Here is a 15,024-nt window from a genome sequence, read left to right as displayed (position 1 = left end):
GGCGCTGTCGCGCCTTGGCCTCTCCGGCTCCCGGTGCCGGCTGTCGCCGGCCCTCGCTCGCGTGGGGGTTTCGCCCTGGCGGGCTCGGTGGCCTCGTGTGCGCTCTCCTGCGGCCCTGTCGGGCCTCGTGAGTGCTTGGGTGCTGCGGATGACCGCTGACGCGCTCACGAGGCCGCTCACGCGGCTACCCGAGCACCTTCGGTGCCGTGACCCCCTTGGTGCCCCGCTGGCGCGTTGCACAGCTCTCCCAGGCCTCCACCCCATCTCGTCGCCTCGCTCTCGCGCTGCGTCGTAGATCGACACTCACCGTCTGCCGGCGCGAGGAGTGAGCGGTGCGCCCCTGTTGGGGGCTTGCTCAGATTTCACGCACTGATGCCCCCCGTTCCCGTGTGTGAACGAGGGGCGTTGTGTCTTGTGTGCGCGCGCGCCAACCGAATACGGCTTAGGTGCCCCGGTTGGTCGACATCGAGGCAGCGAATCCGCTAGCAGCCCTTCCACAGCCGTGCTGCGCTCGGGGCACCACCCACTCAAGGGCGTCAGAGGATGAGGGAATGGCGTGTCGTCACCGAAACCCTTTGACTCAGGGCCGGGAGCCGCGCCATACTTGAAGCACTGATTACTTGCTTTCAAGCACCCGATTGCCGTCGGGGGCGTTGCTCCTGGTCTGAGCCCCGGTCTCCTCTAGCGAGGCCGGGGCCTTTTCAGTTGTGAGGCGAACCTCCCTGTAACGTCGCGTGGCGCCACGTGCTTTACGTGCGCCGTGCACACAGGTTATAACTAGTTAGATTGAAATGTCATGCAGCACACACCGAGGGCGAAGGACGGAGGCCAGCCGATGTCTGACGATGGCACGCTGTTCACACAGCCCGACTCGCCAACCGTTCGTCGCGCCCGCGAGGTCAAGGCCGCTTTCGATCGTCTCCAAGAGGAGTACACGGCCCTTCAGGTCGAGCGCGCCGAGCTGGTGCACCGCCTGGGCGACGAGGGCTGGACGTCGTATGCCGTCGCCGATCTGTTCGGTATGTCGCGGGTCAACGTGTTCAAGATCAAGGAACGCTACCCGCGCGAACAGTGAACGGGCCGCTCCCCTTGTGGGGGCGGCCTGTCTTAGACTGCTGGGGCCGTCGCCCGGATGCCGGTCGGTTACTTGTGAGCGCGAGTTACCGGGGGATTTTCCGCATCCTGGGCGACGGTCTTTGTGTGCCGTCAACCTGTTCACGCTCCCTACCCTGCACCCGTGCGGGGGGACGTAGGAACCGCATTTCGTGGACATTTGGGGACACTTGAAACGTCCCTAGACTGTCCCTCGTGCCCTCCACCCCGAACACGCGCCTACACGCCGCGCTCGACGCGGCCGGCCTGACGCGTGCGCAGCTCGCCGAGACCGTCGAGGTCGACCCCAAGAGTGTCGAGCGGTGGATCACCCAGGGCCGGCTACCGCGCGCAGCGACCCGCCTACGCGTGGCGAGCGTCGTCGGCGCCGAGGAAACCTACCTGTGGCCGGCCCTCGTCGAGCGTCCTGGCAGCGGTGCGCCGGCCGAGATCGTGCAGGTGTGGCCCTCGCGCGACGTCGTGCCGGGGCATGTGTGGCAGAACCTCGTCGACAACACGCGTGAACGCCTCGACGTGCTCGTGTTCTCGGGCGGGTTCCTCGTCGAGACGTTCCGCCTCGCCGAGCGCATCGCGGCGGTGTCGGCCGCCGGCGGCCGCGTGCGCATCGCGCTCGGCGATCCCCTCTCCCCCGTCGTCGCCGAGCGGGGCATCGCCGAGGGTTTGCCGTCACTGCCGAACCGGGCCGCGTCGACGAGCGAGTACCTCGCCGGCGTGCGAGACCTGCCCGGCGTCGAGGTGCGCGTGCACGACACACCCCTCTACGTCTCGATCTACGTGTTCGACGACGAGCTGCTCGTCAATCCCCACACCCACGGTCTGCCGGCCAAGGACAACCCCGTTCTCCATCTACGCGCCGCGCCAGGCGCCGGCGGTCTCGCCGACTACTACCGCGACGCGTTCGAGCGCGTGTGGGACGTCGCCCGCTCATAGATCGCCGTCGACGACCTCGGCCTCGGATTGCTTGCAAGCAAACAAGGAAGCACGCGTATGTGGTGCGCGAGCGATCACCGTCGCGCCGGCCTGTCGACGAGACGCACATGCCGGGGCTGTTCCAGCTCGAACCGGGCGACGCCATAGAACGGCCTGTCGGGCATGGCGGGCACGCCGACGAGGGCGGGCATGTCGTAGCGCCCCCTCCCGAGCACGATCCGGTCAGGGAATGCCTCGTCGAGCCATAGTTCCGGGGCGGTCGGCGCGAAGCCGTCGAGTCGCTGAGTGCTGAGCACGGTGCGCACCCCGAAAGCCCCCGCGAGCATCACGAGGTCACGCAGCACCTCGACCGCCTCGGGATTGCACTCTCGGAGGGTGCTCCCGTCGTCGATGACGAGGAATCGCTCGCTCTCGCGGCCGGGGCAGGGAGAGGCCGCGAGAGCTCGAAGGGCGGCGGTCATCGCGTCGTGGTCGTGCACGGCCTCGACGGGGCGTGAGAGCGGCCCGATGCGCTCGACGCGCTCGAGGGGGTCGAGCACGATGACGTCGGCGTGCTGGGGCAGCTGCTCGATGACCTGGCGCACGAGAACGGTCTTGCCCTGGCCGGCGTTGCCGACGATGACGAGGTTACGTCGCGCGTCCCAGATCACGGGCGCGCCGTCAGGGTCGAGTCCGAGCGTGACGGCGATCGTGTGGTGGTGCATGGTCATTCCCTCTCCGAGGAGTGTTCGTGGTCGGCCCGAACCTACGGCGAGGATCGCCGCCGGCCCAGCACGCCGAGCGCCCCGCAACAATGGGGGCGTAGGGCACCTCCCCATCGTGAGATGCAGATTTCATGCAAGCAAGCATGAAAACAAGGAAGAAGGCAGGCATGACAGCGCGACGACGTGACTACTACGACGACCCGGCCGCACCCCCGGCCAACTCGATCAAGCCCTCGGCGAGCGCCTACGTGACCCACGAGGGGCGGGTGTTGCTGATCGAGCGCACGGATAACGGCAACTGGACGATGCCTGGCGGTGCGATGGATGCGGGGGAGTCGTTGCCGGCGTGCGCGGTGCGTGAAACGCGTGAGGAGAGCGGTCTCGACGTCGAGGTCGACGGGCTGGTCGGCACGTATACCGATCCGCTCCACGTCATTCACTACGACCACGGCCGGCCCGATGATGAGGTGCGCCAGGAGTTCACCGTCGTGTTCCGTGCGCACCCGCTCGACCCCAGCCAAGCGCCGTCGACGAGCGATGAGAGTCGGCGTGTGCAATGGGTGGCACTCGATGACGTCGACGAGCTGGAGATGGACGACTCACAGCGCATGCGCCTTGAGCATGCGCGGCGCCGACCCGTGGGCGAGCCCTGGCTCGGATAGTGACATAGACCACAATGTCTACCGCGTAGACATTGTGCGGTGAAGCGTGGCAGGATCGAGGAGACCGAGAACATCGGGTTCGAGGCATCGACACTTGGGAGTGATCATGACCGACCGTGAACAGGCGCCAGATGCGAGACGCGAGGGCCGGCCTCGGCTGGTGCTCGACGAAGCTTGGAACGTTTCGATGAGCAACGGACACCGCGAGCGCCTCCGTAAGCTGCATCTGCGAGGGCGGACGAACACGAGCGTGACTGACGCTTTCCAGATCACCGACGCCGGCGAGGCGTGAATCTTTCACCCCAGGAGGCGCAGGCGCGGGTCGATGAGGCCCGCGCCTTGCTGCGTGCCGCTGAACGAGAGCGCGACGCGGCGTTCGCCGCGTGGTACGCCGAGCAGCTCGCCCATGAGGGCCGCGCGCACGGCCTTTACGCGAGGCTCGCGCGCGAGGCCGGGCTGAGCGTCGAACTGCGCCAGTCGGTCATCAACGCGGTCAAGCGTGGGAGGGCGGCCTCGCCTTCGAGGTAACGCCCCCGTTCATCCCCGCCGGCCAGGTCAGAGGATGAGCGCGAGGCCGACGAACATGAGCGCGAGGCCGGCCATAGCGTTCCGGAGTCTGCGCGCGCCATCGTTGCCGTTGCGTGCTCCGATGACGTGGTTGGACAGCGCCCACAGGCCCAGGGCGACAGCCAGCGACCAAGCGAGAAGTGACACGGGTTTTCCTTTCCCTGACATCGAATCGAGCGGACTGGGTTCGACCCTTCGCTGACTCGCCCAATGTATCAAAAGAAAAGCACGCTTGTGATGTTAACGCTCCTTGTGTTTCGATGGGGTTGGCCTCGTAGCGGGGCCGAACCGACGAGCTGAAAAGGGCGGGGAACTCGTGGAGCCAAACGAGATTCAGCGGGAGGTCGAGGCAGCGCGCGCGGCCCTCACACGCTCCGAACGCGAACGCGAACGGATCTTCTACGAGTGGTGGCAAATCGACGCAGCCGAGCGCGGCCCCTACGGCGGGTATCAGCGGCTAGCCGACGCGACCCCCGGCACATCGCGCGAGGTGGTGCGTCAGGCCGCGCAGCGCGGCAAGGCTCGGTTCGACGAGGCGCGTGAACTCAACAGGGAAGCCCGCGAGCGCGTCGAGGACATGCCGCCGTTCGAGGTCATCGAGTCGCTGGAATCGCTGGGCATGTCGCGATCGACGATCGCCGACGCACTCAACGTCTCTGTCGACGTGCTCTCGCAGGCCGCCGACAAGGGCGCAGGGCTCGGTCAAGCCGAGCTGAGCGCCCTCAAGTCTCTCTACGTCACCGGGCACACCTGGCCCACGGACGGGTGGCGAGCTGCCCCGCTACGCGCGCAGCGTCTGCGCGCGATCGACTCGTCGACGGGCGGCAGACTGCCCCTCCGAGCGGTGACGCCATTCATCCACGACGACGTGGACGAGGATGCGGCGCTGGGCCTCCTCAGGGGTGACCTGTGGGCGCATTTGGTCGAACGGGGATTCGAGAGCGTCGACGACGATTTCGCGCTGTATGGCGAGCCCCGTTGGCCGGCGCACCTCGACCGCCTGGCCGATGCGCTGGTGAGCTGGTGGACTGACCGCGGTTTCCTCGAGGGGGTCACTCTCGAGCTGCTTTGGCCGGGGCGAGAGGAGCCGGACGAGAGCGCGCCCAGGATCGACAAGGTTGTGCCAGTGCAAGCGATCGTGAGGCGCAACGGCCGCGAGGCGTCCGTGCGCGTCCCCCTCGAGCTGGACGACCCCGACGCGTTCGCTGCCGAGAGCAGCGAATGGAGCGCCGTGCGCGCCTTGTGCGTGCTGTACCGCGCGTTCTCCGACGTCGCGCGCCGCGCCGACGCGGCATGTGATGACTACGTGCCTCGCCTATGGGATGACGGAGGTCGCCCCTAACGAGAGGCGCCAGGTCGCCCAACGACGAGCACCCGCTCACCCGACGATCGGGTGAGCGGGTGCTCGTCGGTTGTGGCGGGCACCTTGTCAGGCGTCCAGTACCCAGACGCCGAGCTTCTTGGCCGTGGCGTAACCCACCACACCATCGACACCGAGGTGGTTGGCCCGCTGGAATCGGATCACGCTGGCGCGCGTGCCCGAGCCATAGAAGCCGTCGACCGTGGTGCGGTATCCCTTCCGGTTGAGCGCGGACTGAAGGTTGCGAATGGACGAGTGCAACTGGTTGTACGCGCACCCGTAGGTTCTGCCCGCGCATCGGCTTGGGTCGCGTGGCCGTGCTGTACGCCATGTACTCCATAGCGATATACGGAGACTGCACCATGCAGTTGCCCCGCGCGGCCTGTGCGCTCGTGGCGGTCGCGGTCGTGGTAACCAGACCTCCCCCGATGAGTGCGGCTCCCATCGTCAGCGATGCGGCGATCTTCTTCATGACTTTTCCTTTCCCTCCCCCGAGAGCGGGTCTCCCTGGGTGGTCTATGAGACGCGGCGAGCTTCCGCGCGTGGGGCCGGCACCGGATGTTCCCGGCCGGCTGTCGGTGAGGTGTGTCAAGGTGCGCGCATGAGCGGTGGCAGCTACGGACGTCGGGGGCGCGGCATCGGTCTCGGTGAGCGTGCCGGCATTCCCGAACCCGAGGACGCGCGCCCCTGGGAGAACGTGCCGGCGCCGTTGGTGCAACCGCGAGACCGGCACGTCGAGGTGTTGATCGCCGAGCAGTGGCACCAAGGCCTCGCGGTGGCGTTGCGTCGTGACCCTGCCGGCGCCTGGCGCGTGCTCGTCGCCTACGTGATCGCGCCCGGTGTGGTGCATGAGGAATGGGTCGAGCAGCGCCAGGTCAGAACGCGCTAGGAAGCACGCGCGGCCAGTAGTCGACGCGCGCGCCACCCGAGCAAGCCGGCTGGGCCGAGCAGGAACAAGAAGGCTGCGGTTTGCATCGACGCGTAGGCGGCGAACGACAGAGTGCCGCTCATCGAGAAGAAGGCCAGCAGGACACCGGCGACGATGAGTAGTTCCCAGGCCGCGCCGGCCCACCCGCGCAGGGTGTCGTCGACCTGGCTCCAGGAGGTGAACGGGGTCATCGGGTGATCCTTTCGGTTGGGGTGTGAAGTCAGCATTGGCGCGAGCCGAGGAGGGCAAAAGCCAGGAGCATCCCGCCGACGCCGACGACGCCCAGCAGCCACGCACCCACGGCCGAGAACGGGGCGCGGAAACGCAGCGCGAGCACAACCCACACCACGAGCATGAGCAGAGCGACGACGCCGATCCACAGCAGGGCGTGACCAATCGGGTCGAGCGCGGGGATCGGTGGGCGACAGATCGGCGGATTGAGGGTGTCGTCGGCCGTCATCGGGGGGCCTCGACATACTCGTCGCGCTCGTCGTGCACGTAGGGGTGTGGGGGATCGAAGCGCGAGCCGAGCGCGAGCAGCGCCAGACGATGAGCCGTGACTGAGCGCCCCACCGGGTGATCGGCGCCGTAGCGGCTCACGATGTCGTCGAGACGCTCCTCGACCTCGATCGCCTCACCGGTGGGGGAGGTGTGCAGATCGGCCCACGACACCAACGCGCGCATCTCCTCGATGCCGTCCACGTCGCAGGCGTAGGACGCGAGCGCGTCAGCGGGGATGCCCCGCTCCTCGGCCTCCCACTCGGCGCCGGTGTGGTGGGCCACGAGGTCGCACACGATCGGGTCGAATCCCAGCACTTGCAGCCCGAGGGCTCCGTCGAGGGGGTGGAAGCCATGCGCCAGCGACGGCGCATATCCGACGTCGTGCAGTAGCGCCGCCGTGACGACGTGCTCGTGATGCTCGGGTGCGATCGAGTGCGGTGCGTGAGTGAGGGCGCGCCGCACCCGCTCACCCACGGCGATCGAGTGTGCGCGGCGAGACTCGGGAAGTTGGTCGAGAAGCGTCGAGATGTCCATGCGTCCGAGTGTGAACACTCGCGAGGAAAAGGCAAGCATGAACCGTGGATTTATACAGCGTGAGCCTGTAAGGTGGAACTACTCGCGCTCACGAGTATGACAACCACACACCGACCATCGGAAAGGCGAAAGCCATGACGAACCGCACCCGACTTTTCTCCGTGCAGGCACTCATCGAGTTGGACGAGCTCAGCGACGCCGACCTCGCCACGATCGACGATCGACGCGACCACACCATGATGCTCGACGACGAGGAGCTCGCCGACGTGCGCGCCATGCTGCGCCGCCTCGACAACGCGCCCGTTGGCGCCTCCCCCGAAAGCCGCCGGCCGTGGGCCGACGACGCCGCATGCAGCGGCGAATGGGAACTCATGGGCGCCACGGACGGCCCCGAGGTGATCGAGGCGCTCAAGCTGTGCGCGAGCTGCCCCGTGCTCGACGCCTGCCGCGCGTGGGTAGCAACCGAGACCATGTTCGAGGGCGTCGCCGGCGGCGACCTGCACACTCGAACCGGCAAGGCTCGCGTCCGCCTCGGCCTGACCGCCTGACCCCCAGCTCGTCACGACGGAAGGAACACCCATGCGCCCCCACCCGTGGAGCCCCAGCAAGGTCGCGACCATCTGGCTCGACTACGCCAGCGGCGCCGGCGTGCACGACTCGGGCCAAAGCCTCACCGTGCGCCCCCGTGAGCGCCGCAAGAACGCCAACCTCGCCGACATGCTCGACGCCGCCCTCGAGTTCCGATGCACCCGCATCATGCTCACCGGCGAGGTGCCCGCCAGCACCCGCGCCGACGATGCCCATCACTGGCTGTTCACCAAGACGCCCGGTTGGACGCCAGGAGCGCACTGGTTCGACGCCCCCGCCACCGGCCGATTCACCCATGACCTGACCGGGCACAAGGTCGAGGTCAAGCTCGCCGCCGAGTGGTTCGGCCACGCGGTGACCCACCCGCGCGAGGCGCGCGACGCGTGGCTCATCGTCGAGAAGGCGATCGCCGACGTGAGCAAGGGCCACGCCAAGATGTTCCTCACCCCCGGCGGCACGGGCACGAACATGTGGGCACTCAGCCTGCCCGAGAACGTCGACCCCGGCCTCGTCGCCGACGACATCGCCGAGGAAATCCACGCGACCTCGGGACAGCACCGAATCGAGCACCTCGTGGCCGGCGCCGGCCGCTGCGCCACCGGCTGCGCCGACTGCGCGCCGATGCCGCTTCCCGAGGGGCCGCTCGAGACGTTCGCCTACGTCGACGGCCGGTTCATGTACGCGGCGTGCATGCGCGAGCTGGGCGTCGGCCCCGGACGACGACTGACCGGCCCCCAGGCGGCCGAGCTGCTCGCGCGCGACGCCTACGCCCGCGCCCGCTACAAGGTGCGCGTCACGGTGCCCGAAGGGTGGCCGCACGTTGGGCTGTTGCCCAAGAAGCACGACAACGTGGCCGATGGGTGGCACTACCCCAACCGTCCCGGCGCGAGCTGGGAGACGTGGGCGGACGGCGCCGAGGTGCGCGTCGCACTGAACGAGGGGTGGTACGTCGAACCGCTCGAGGCCGTCGAGTTCGACAAGGCCCGCGTCCTCGACACGTTCGCCGATCGCATGACCCGTGCCCGCGAGCGAGTGAGCGCGAACGCCGACCTCGATCCCGTGGTGCGCCGCGCCGCTGCCGCCGCGCTGCGTGCGATCGTCATTCAGACCATCGGCTCGTTTGCCTCGCGAGGCCGCTCGACGACGCAGGTGTTCTGGAATGCGCGCCAGATTCCCGCCGAGCACGCCCACAGTGTGCGCGAGCTGGGCGGCGCCTACGTCGTGAAGGTGCCCGGCACAAGCAACGCGACGCGTCAGCGTGGTTTCTACCGTCCCGAGCTGGCCTCCCAGGTATGGGGACGCGCCCGCGCCCGAGTGCTCATCGGCCCCTCGGGCGTCAAGGGGTGGAACACCGGGGCTCTCGAGGTCGGCCCCGAGGAACTCATCGGCATCAACGGCGACGCGATCTACACAACGCGCGTTCCCCAATGGGCGCTCGGCACCGACCACGGCGGCGCCGACGACGGCAAGGTCGGCCGCCTGCGCCTGCAAGGTGTCATTCACGACGTGCCCATGCCGGCCACCTCGGGCGAACGAAACACCCTGCGCGCTCAGGCCGAGGCCGCCGGCATCGACGCCTACCTGACCGCCCTCACCACGACGGGAGAAGCGTGACCATGAGTGAGCACGACGAGGAGCGGATGAGCGTCGCCGACATCATCGGCGAGCTGCGCGCGTTCGGCATGACCCAACGCGAAATCGCCGACAACATCGGGCGCGATCCGCGCATGGTGCGCAAGGTCATCCGAGGCGAGTCCTCGGGCGAGCTGTACCGCGAATGCCTGCAAGCCGTCTACGACACCGGCCGTCAACAGCGGCCCGTACCGCGCCTGACGGACAAGAACGGCAAACCGCGCAAGGTGCGCGCCAAGGCCGGCAGCGAGGAGAAAACGCGCATCCCTGACGATCCCACCGTCGACCCCCAGCGATCGACCTGGGCGAAGCCGTCAGTGACCTACCTGCAAGGCGGTCAGCGTAAGTACAAGTGGGAGCTACCCACGACGACCGACGAGGCCGGCAAGGCCGCTCTCACCGAAGCGCACCGCGACATGACCGACGAGAACCGCCGCCGTGCCCAAGGGCGAAACCGAGCCAAGTTCCGCGTCACGTTCACCGACGGAACCTCGGTGCTCCTGGGCTCGAAGGGCGGGTACAAGGTCAGCCACATGCACAAGAAGCTCCGCACGAGCTTCGGTGGCGACTGGAACGCCTGGGCTAAAGACCAAATGGCGGGCCGCGCCGATGGGGCGCGCATCTCCAACCCGCCCGACCTCTCGCTGCCGATCGAGAGTATCGAGCCGCTCTACTACATGCCGGGTCACGAAGAGTCCTTGTGAGCCCTACCCCGCACGCCGTCGCGTGCTTGCTGGCCTGCATGATTGCTTGCAAGCATGAGAGAACTGAGGAGGAAAGAAAGCATGCAAGCAAGTAAGCAAGCAGGGGCCAGCTCGGGGGTGTCGGTCACGGTCGGCAACCTCAAGGGCGGCACCGGCAAGTCGACGACCTCGGTCTACCTCGCCCTGGCCCTCGCCAAGCGGGGCGGGCGGGTGCTGCTCGTCGATGCCGACGACACGAACGCGACCGCATATTCGTGGGTTGAAATGGCCGGCGAAGAATGGCCGGCGAACATCATTGTGCAACGGTGGCCCACCCTGCACGTCGGGCGCCTGGTCTCCGATAACAAAGGCACATTTGATCACGTCGTCATCGACACCGGCCGCGATCCTGCCGTTTTGCGATCAGCACTGCACGTTACCGACATGTTCCTGTTGCCAATGGCGCCGACCATGCCCGAGGTGGCCCGATTGCAGGACACCCTAAACGCGGCGAGTGAAGTTGGCGCGATCAAAGAACTTGACCTCGCCATTCTGTTAACAAAGGCTCGCGCCGGAACGCGCAGCGCCCGCGACGTTCGCGCCCACCTGAAAGACGGCATGGAACTCCCGGTGCTCGACACCGAGATTCCCCTGTCTGAGCGATACGCACAGTCAATGGGCTCGGTTCCCCCGCTCGGATTCTATGGCTCGGTTCTTTCCGAAGTCATCGCACGAAAAGAGGCTCGATAATGACGAAAAAGAATGTCGATTGGGCGAAGTTCGCCGCCCATCGTGACACGCCCACGACCCCACCCGACGCCGACGCCCAGGCGGCGCCCGAGGTGTCCCATGACGCGCCCGCCGCGCCTCAGCGGGCCGCTGAGACGCCCCGCGCCAAGCGCCCCCGACGCGAGCCCAAGTACCCCGCCAGCTACCGCCTGCCGGCCGACGTGCTCGACATGATCGAGGCCGCCGTCGACGCCGCAGCCGATGACGGGGTGAAGCTGTCCAAGGAGGACGCGGTGGCCGCCGCGATCCGCACCGCCTACGGCGACCTGTTGGCATGAACCCCTCACCCGTCGACCGGGCCGGAAGTGACTACGATCTACTTCCGTGCAAGGTGAGCGTGCACGAGGCGAAACCTCGACGGCATGGGCGCGAGCGAAAGCAGCTCAGCGCCGCCTCGAAGCTGCCCGCGCAGCTCGCGACGAAGCGATCCGCGAGCTGCTCGAGCAAGGGGAATCGCTACGCACGATCGCGAGTCGAACCGGGCTCAGCTTCTCGGCCGTGCGCTACATCGGCCGGCGCAAGCGCGACGACTGACCTCCCCCGTCGCCTGCCGGCCAGCAAGCCAGCAACCAAGCTCGCCGGAAACCATGCAAGCAAGCACCATCTGAGCGGGTGCGGTGAGGCTGCCCAAATCCACACGTTCTCCGAAGAACCGCTTCGCGAACCATTCTTCGAACGTGTGGATTCTAGCATGCCGAACCAAACCGAGCGAAAGATCGAAAGGGACATACCGTGACCCAGGCACAGCATCCCTCGACCACCCCCTCCTCGGAGGTCTCCCCGTGGCGGCGCGACCGCCTCGGCGCGACCGTGTTCGTACTCCTCGCCGCCGGATCGTTCGTGCTGCTCGTGCGCTCGTTCGGCGACCTGCACATGCAAGCGATCGCCCTCGCCGGGTGTCTGTGGGCCGGCGCCTGCGCAGCCTGGTTCAACTCCGGCCGGATCAAGAGCAACGAGGCGGGCCTGTTCGTCTCCACGACGGCTGCTCTGATCGCCGTCTGTGTGTGGGCTCAGCGCACCCCCTTGGCGGTGGTCGCGGCCCTCGCGGCCATCGCCGCGTGGACGCTCGCCGTGCGCCGATTGCGCCGGCTCGACGAGCGCGCGCTCACGTTGGAAGTGTTGGGGGCGAACCTGGCCCAGCTCACCCGTGACCGACGCCCCCCGCACCGCCTGCTCGAGCGGCCCCGATGGAAGGGCGACACCCTGACCTCGGTGCGCTGGTGCACGCCGAGCGTGCAACTTCTCGCCGGCCCCGATGAGAAGCGATCCCCCGCACGCGTCATCACCGACACGCTGGGCGCCGGCTACGTGCTCGAAAAGAAACGCAATCACGCGCTCATCACCTATCGCCCCGAAACGGTCGAGGAGAACGTCGATCCAACCCCTCCAACCCCTCACGATGTGCGCCGATTGACGGTGAACCTTTCCAACACGATCGGGTCGGGAACGCGCATCGAAGAAGTGCAACGCGACGACGAGGGAAACATCGAAGGATTCGCGATTGTTTGGCCCGAGGAGCTGAACGGAAAGATCGCCGCAGCTCACGCGCGGCGACGAGTTCAGAACGAGGTCGTATCCCTGTTGGGCCGTCCGGTCGAGATGCGTTGGCTCAGTGAGCGCGATCGCGCCGAAGTGACCCCGAAAAAGAAGCTGCCCGACGCATTGCCGCACCCTGGGAAGAAGGGGCGACGCGACAACATCGTGCGTATCGGTGTCGGCCGCTCGGGGGAGGTCGTGTGGGATTTGTCCGTACCCAACCCGCACATGCTCATTGCCGGTGGCACCGGTGGTGGTAAGTCATCAACCGAACGCACCATCGTCTCGGAACTACCCGCCGACAGTGAACTCGTGCTCATCGACCCCAAGCGAATCGAACTCAAGGCGTTCGAGAAGCTGCCCAACGCCGTCACCCGAGCACGTGACCCGCGCGAGATGTGGGACGCGATCGAAGCGGCGCACACCGAGATGTTCCGCCGCTACGACATCGCCGACCGCGAGGGTGAAAGCATGCTTGCAAGCATGCCGCGCCGGTTCGTGCTCATCGACGAGGGCAAGCAGCTCTACGACATGCTGAAGCGGTATTGGGGCGAGGAGCTGAAGCCTGAGATGGCTGAGGCGGCCAAATCCGGTGACGGCCCCAAGCCGCCCAACGGCTCCGAGCCGCCGGTGTGGGGCAAGCTGAATGAAATCCTCCAGCTCGGGCGCACCGCCCGCATGCACGTCATCATGTGCACCCAGCAGCCCAGCGGCTACTGGATGGGCACCGATGCGCGAGGCAACTACGGCGTGCGCATCGCGTGTGGCGTCGTCGAGAAGGAATCTTCCGACATGGTGTTCGGCTCCCGCATCGCGACAAGCATGCCGGGTGGGCCGGTCGAAGGTCGCGCGTGGATCGTGGCCGGCAAGGGCGAGACGCCCGAGCTTGCTCAGGTCTACTGGACGCCGAAGTTCGACGACACCCTCAGCGCCGACGACGCCGCGATCCTTGACGCGATCGGCTTGCACGCCAGCACCAAGAGCGCCCCCGCCCGCGCGCTGTCGGCCGGAAAGTCGCGCACGAAGGCCGCACCCGCGGTCGACGTCGACGAGGCCGACCTCGACGAACAGCGACCCGCCGCCGGCTCCCTCGGATTCGACGACGACGAGGAGCTGTACCTCCCGGCCAGCCTCGAACCTGACCAGCTCACCACCGCCCCGGCTGACGAGCCCGCCGTCGACGAGCCCGCCGTCGACGAGGCGCCGGCGCGCCCGGCGCTGCGCCTGGTGAGCAACCGCGAGAGCGAGCCCGCCGAGGAGACCGCCGTCGAGCGCGCGCCGGCAGCGACCGAGGCCGAGGTGAGCGAGGAGGCATCCCTCGAGCCCGCCTCGGGGCCCGAACCCGAATCGGGGGAGGCCAGCGACGACGACATCGACCCCGACGCGTTCGAGCCGGTCGATCCGTGGTCGCTGGACGCCGGCCAAATCGTCATGCTCGACGACGAGACAGGCACGTTCGCCGCTTGCGTCGTCGAGGTGGATTGGGACGCCCTCGACGACACCCTCATCGCGCTCACCGTCTCCCGCGACGGCGACGAACAGGTGGTGTCGATCGAGGCCGACGAGAAGGTGAACGCCGCCGTCTGACAACCGGGGTCGGTGCACGCCCGCGTGAGCACGCTCGATGCGTGTTCGCGCGGGCGTGCTTTGTGTTCGGTATGTCCCTTCCTACGCTGTGAGCGGTCAACCTCGGACGCGTCTCGTGTATCAGTCACCGAGCGCGGGCGTGCTTGGGGCAGACCGAATCGCTCTTTACAGTGAGAGCGTGCACATTTAGCACACTGTGCAGTCAAGGCAACACTCGAGGAGAAACTCCCATGAACACCATGCACACCGCGTTCGCGGCCGCCAGCTACGGCACCACCGGCCTCACGCAGTGGATTCAAGACAACGTCATCACCCTCATCGTTCTCATCGCCGGCGCCTGCGTCCTGTGGGCCGCGCGCGGCGGCAACATCGCCAAGGGCGTGACGATCGGCGCCGGCGTCCTCATCGGTCTGGCCGTCGTCGGTCTCGCCACCGGCAACAACGCAACGGACATCGGCAACTTCGTCGTCAGTCTGTTCAAGGGCTGAGCGCCGTGAAGCTGCCCGATGACGACGAGATTTACAACGTCGACGAGACCTACCTCGGCCCGCCTGGGCGCTACATCGCGCCGATGCGGCAGAAGGCGATCTTTGCGTGGGTCGTCATCGGGCCGTTTCTCGCCGTGGTGCTCATGAAGCTCGGCATGCCGTGGACGCTGCTCACCGTGGGCATGTTCGTTCTCGGCGTGACGTGGTTGGCGATGTGGCTCGCCGACCACACCACGAACGAGCGATCGTTCGGCTCGCTCGTGCGCACGTTCGCGAACGAGGTCTCGGCCAAACGCGAGAAGCGCGGTAACTACCGCGCACACGGCCCCGCCTCCCTCGAACCGCAATCGCGCGCGCTGCGCCGTTGGAAGCAACGCGCCAACGGCAGCACGCCCATCTCACTCGACACCAAGGACTGAACC

General features: G+C 67.4%; 22 protein-coding genes. 15 read left to right on the top strand and 7 right to left on the bottom strand.

The features are described from left to right. The first annotated feature begins 835 nt into the window (after positions 1–835). Positions 836–1,075, top strand: a complete 240-nt coding sequence (locus tag EVU97_RS14615; protein ID WP_129666885.1) for a hypothetical protein — start codon at positions 836–838, stop codon at positions 1,073–1,075. Positions 1,076–1,308: 233 nt separating this feature from the next. Beyond that, a complete protein-coding gene (locus EVU97_RS14610; RefSeq protein WP_129666883.1) occupies positions 1,309–2,043 on the top strand; it encodes a helix-turn-helix transcriptional regulator in 735 nt (244 codons plus the stop codon). Between the two features lie 74 nt (positions 2,044–2,117). On the opposite strand, the gene EVU97_RS14605 is transcribed toward EVU97_RS14610, so the two are convergent. Next, positions 2,118–2,753 (bottom strand): AAA family ATPase, encoded by a 636-nt coding sequence (locus EVU97_RS14605; RefSeq protein WP_129666881.1) that lies wholly within the window; start codon positions 2,751–2,753, stop codon positions 2,118–2,120. Positions 2,754–2,914: 161 nt separating this feature from the next. Between EVU97_RS14605 and EVU97_RS14600 the strand changes: the two genes are divergently transcribed. Further along, on the top strand, positions 2,915–3,409 hold the full coding sequence (locus EVU97_RS14600) for an NUDIX hydrolase (protein WP_129666879.1): 495 nt from the start codon (positions 2,915–2,917) through the stop codon (positions 3,407–3,409). A gap of 106 nt (positions 3,410–3,515) precedes the next feature. Continuing rightward, the gene (locus tag EVU97_RS14595; protein ID WP_129666877.1) at positions 3,516–3,701 is read left to right on the top strand and encodes a hypothetical protein; all 186 of its coding nucleotides are present in this window, start codon (positions 3,516–3,518) and stop codon (positions 3,699–3,701) included. 5 nt (positions 3,702–3,706) lie between these two features. Here EVU97_RS14595 and EVU97_RS15380 read toward each other — a convergent pair whose 3' ends face one another. After that, on the bottom strand, positions 3,707–3,832 hold the full coding sequence (locus EVU97_RS15380) for a hypothetical protein (RefSeq protein WP_255417470.1): 126 nt from the start codon (positions 3,830–3,832) through the stop codon (positions 3,707–3,709). Between the two features lie 132 nt (positions 3,833–3,964). Further along, complete coding sequence (locus EVU97_RS15065; RefSeq protein ID WP_165357992.1) at positions 3,965–4,123, bottom strand: hypothetical protein; 159 nt, start codon at positions 4,121–4,123, stop codon at positions 3,965–3,967. A gap of 169 nt (positions 4,124–4,292) precedes the next feature. Here EVU97_RS15065 and EVU97_RS14590 point away from each other — a divergent pair, with 169 nt between their 5' ends. Beyond that, the gene (locus EVU97_RS14590; RefSeq protein ID WP_129666875.1) at positions 4,293–5,318 is read left to right on the top strand and encodes a hypothetical protein; all 1,026 of its coding nucleotides are present in this window, start codon (positions 4,293–4,295) and stop codon (positions 5,316–5,318) included. A gap of 87 nt (positions 5,319–5,405) precedes the next feature. Here EVU97_RS14590 and EVU97_RS14585 read toward each other — a convergent pair whose 3' ends face one another. After that, entirely contained in the window at positions 5,406–5,597 is a 192-nt protein-coding gene (locus tag EVU97_RS14585; protein WP_205744931.1) for a peptidoglycan-binding protein, read from the bottom strand. A gap of 340 nt (positions 5,598–5,937) precedes the next feature. Here EVU97_RS14585 and EVU97_RS14580 point away from each other — a divergent pair, with 340 nt between their 5' ends. After that, positions 5,938–6,225: a hypothetical protein gene (locus EVU97_RS14580; protein WP_129666871.1), complete on the top strand. Its 288-nt coding sequence runs from the start codon at positions 5,938–5,940 to the stop codon at positions 6,223–6,225. Here the strand turns inward: EVU97_RS14580 and EVU97_RS14575 are convergent. Genes EVU97_RS14575 through EVU97_RS14565 form a run of 3 tightly spaced genes read right to left on the bottom strand, consistent with a single transcriptional unit; the run spans position 6,222 to position 7,299 of the window. Continuing rightward, on the bottom strand, positions 6,222–6,455 hold the full coding sequence (locus tag EVU97_RS14575) for a hypothetical protein (protein ID WP_129666869.1): 234 nt from the start codon (positions 6,453–6,455) through the stop codon (positions 6,222–6,224). The genes EVU97_RS14580 and EVU97_RS14575 overlap by 4 nt on opposite strands. Positions 6,456–6,484: 29 nt before the next feature. After that, entirely contained in the window at positions 6,485–6,724 is a 240-nt protein-coding gene (locus tag EVU97_RS14570; protein ID WP_129666867.1) for a hypothetical protein, read from the bottom strand. Then, a complete protein-coding gene (locus tag EVU97_RS14565) occupies positions 6,721–7,299 on the bottom strand; it encodes an HD domain-containing protein (RefSeq protein WP_165357991.1) in 579 nt (192 codons plus the stop codon). Before EVU97_RS14565 ends, EVU97_RS14570 begins: the two co-directional genes overlap by 4 nt. A gap of 134 nt (positions 7,300–7,433) precedes the next feature. Between EVU97_RS14565 and EVU97_RS14560 the strand changes: the two genes are divergently transcribed. From EVU97_RS14560 to EVU97_RS14520, 9 genes are all read left to right on the top strand, one after another. Further along, the gene (locus tag EVU97_RS14560; protein WP_129666862.1) at positions 7,434–7,847 is read left to right on the top strand and encodes a WhiB family transcriptional regulator; all 414 of its coding nucleotides are present in this window, start codon (positions 7,434–7,436) and stop codon (positions 7,845–7,847) included. A gap of 31 nt (positions 7,848–7,878) precedes the next feature. Further along, a complete protein-coding gene (locus EVU97_RS14555) occupies positions 7,879–9,501 on the top strand; it encodes a hypothetical protein (RefSeq protein ID WP_129666860.1) in 1,623 nt (540 codons plus the stop codon). A 2-nt stretch (positions 9,502–9,503) separates the two neighbouring features. Continuing rightward, positions 9,504–10,223 (top strand): hypothetical protein, encoded by a 720-nt coding sequence (locus EVU97_RS14550; RefSeq protein WP_129666858.1) that lies wholly within the window; start codon positions 9,504–9,506, stop codon positions 10,221–10,223. Between the two features lie 81 nt (positions 10,224–10,304). Then, a complete protein-coding gene (locus EVU97_RS14545) occupies positions 10,305–10,952 on the top strand; it encodes a ParA family protein (protein WP_165357990.1) in 648 nt (215 codons plus the stop codon). Further along, the gene (locus EVU97_RS14540; RefSeq protein ID WP_129666854.1) at positions 10,952–11,269 is read left to right on the top strand and encodes a hypothetical protein; all 318 of its coding nucleotides are present in this window, start codon (positions 10,952–10,954) and stop codon (positions 11,267–11,269) included. The genes EVU97_RS14545 and EVU97_RS14540 overlap by 1 nt, the downstream gene beginning before the upstream one ends. A gap of 46 nt (positions 11,270–11,315) precedes the next feature. Beyond that, entirely contained in the window at positions 11,316–11,525 is a 210-nt protein-coding gene (locus EVU97_RS14535) for a hypothetical protein (protein WP_129666852.1), read from the top strand. A gap of 198 nt (positions 11,526–11,723) precedes the next feature. Then, entirely contained in the window at positions 11,724–14,114 is a 2,391-nt protein-coding gene (locus tag EVU97_RS14530; RefSeq protein WP_129666850.1) for an FtsK/SpoIIIE domain-containing protein, read from the top strand. 230 nt (positions 14,115–14,344) lie between these two features. Beyond that, a complete protein-coding gene (locus EVU97_RS14525) occupies positions 14,345–14,602 on the top strand; it encodes a hypothetical protein (RefSeq protein ID WP_129666848.1) in 258 nt (85 codons plus the stop codon). A 5-nt stretch (positions 14,603–14,607) separates the two neighbouring features. Further along, positions 14,608–15,021, top strand: coding sequence for a hypothetical protein (locus tag EVU97_RS14520; protein ID WP_129666846.1), 414 nt, complete (start codon positions 14,608–14,610; stop codon positions 15,019–15,021). Positions 15,022–15,024 lie beyond the last annotated feature (3 nt).

It is taken from the genome of Dermacoccus sp. 147Ba, from assembly GCF_004151355.1.
GTDB classification, from domain to species: Bacteria; Actinomycetota; Actinomycetes; order Actinomycetales; family Dermatophilaceae; genus Dermacoccus; species Dermacoccus abyssi.
Note: the sequence above shows the minus strand (reverse complement) of the source record. Positions and strands in the feature narration are given on the sequence as shown.

Excerpts from the sequence above, each read along its gene's own strand:
- EVU97_RS14615 (WP_129666885.1), top strand. The coding sequence starts at position 836 with ATGTCTGACGATGGCACGCTGTTCACACAGCCCGACTCGCCAACCGTT.
- EVU97_RS14605 (WP_129666881.1), bottom strand. The coding sequence starts at position 2,753 with ATGACCATGCACCACCACACGATCGCCGTCACGCTCGGACTCGACCCT.
- EVU97_RS14600 (WP_129666879.1), top strand. The coding sequence starts at position 2,915 with ATGACAGCGCGACGACGTGACTACTACGACGACCCGGCCGCACCCCCG.
- EVU97_RS14595 (WP_129666877.1), top strand. The coding sequence starts at position 3,516 with ATGACCGACCGTGAACAGGCGCCAGATGCGAGACGCGAGGGCCGGCCT.
- EVU97_RS14580 (WP_129666871.1), top strand. The coding sequence starts at position 5,938 with ATGAGCGGTGGCAGCTACGGACGTCGGGGGCGCGGCATCGGTCTCGGT.
- EVU97_RS14575 (WP_129666869.1), bottom strand. The coding sequence starts at position 6,455 with ATGACCCCGTTCACCTCCTGGAGCCAGGTCGACGACACCCTGCGCGGG.
- EVU97_RS14570 (WP_129666867.1), bottom strand. The coding sequence starts at position 6,724 with ATGACGGCCGACGACACCCTCAATCCGCCGATCTGTCGCCCACCGATC.
- EVU97_RS14565 (WP_165357991.1), bottom strand. The coding sequence starts at position 7,299 with ATGGACATCTCGACGCTTCTCGACCAACTTCCCGAGTCTCGCCGCGCA.
- EVU97_RS14560 (WP_129666862.1), top strand. The coding sequence starts at position 7,434 with ATGACGAACCGCACCCGACTTTTCTCCGTGCAGGCACTCATCGAGTTG.
- EVU97_RS14555 (WP_129666860.1), top strand. The coding sequence starts at position 7,879 with ATGCGCCCCCACCCGTGGAGCCCCAGCAAGGTCGCGACCATCTGGCTC.
- EVU97_RS14550 (WP_129666858.1), top strand. The coding sequence starts at position 9,504 with ATGAGTGAGCACGACGAGGAGCGGATGAGCGTCGCCGACATCATCGGC.
- EVU97_RS14545 (WP_165357990.1), top strand. The coding sequence starts at position 10,305 with ATGCAAGCAAGTAAGCAAGCAGGGGCCAGCTCGGGGGTGTCGGTCACG.
- EVU97_RS14540 (WP_129666854.1), top strand. The coding sequence starts at position 10,952 with ATGACGAAAAAGAATGTCGATTGGGCGAAGTTCGCCGCCCATCGTGAC.
- EVU97_RS14525 (WP_129666848.1), top strand. The coding sequence starts at position 14,345 with ATGAACACCATGCACACCGCGTTCGCGGCCGCCAGCTACGGCACCACC.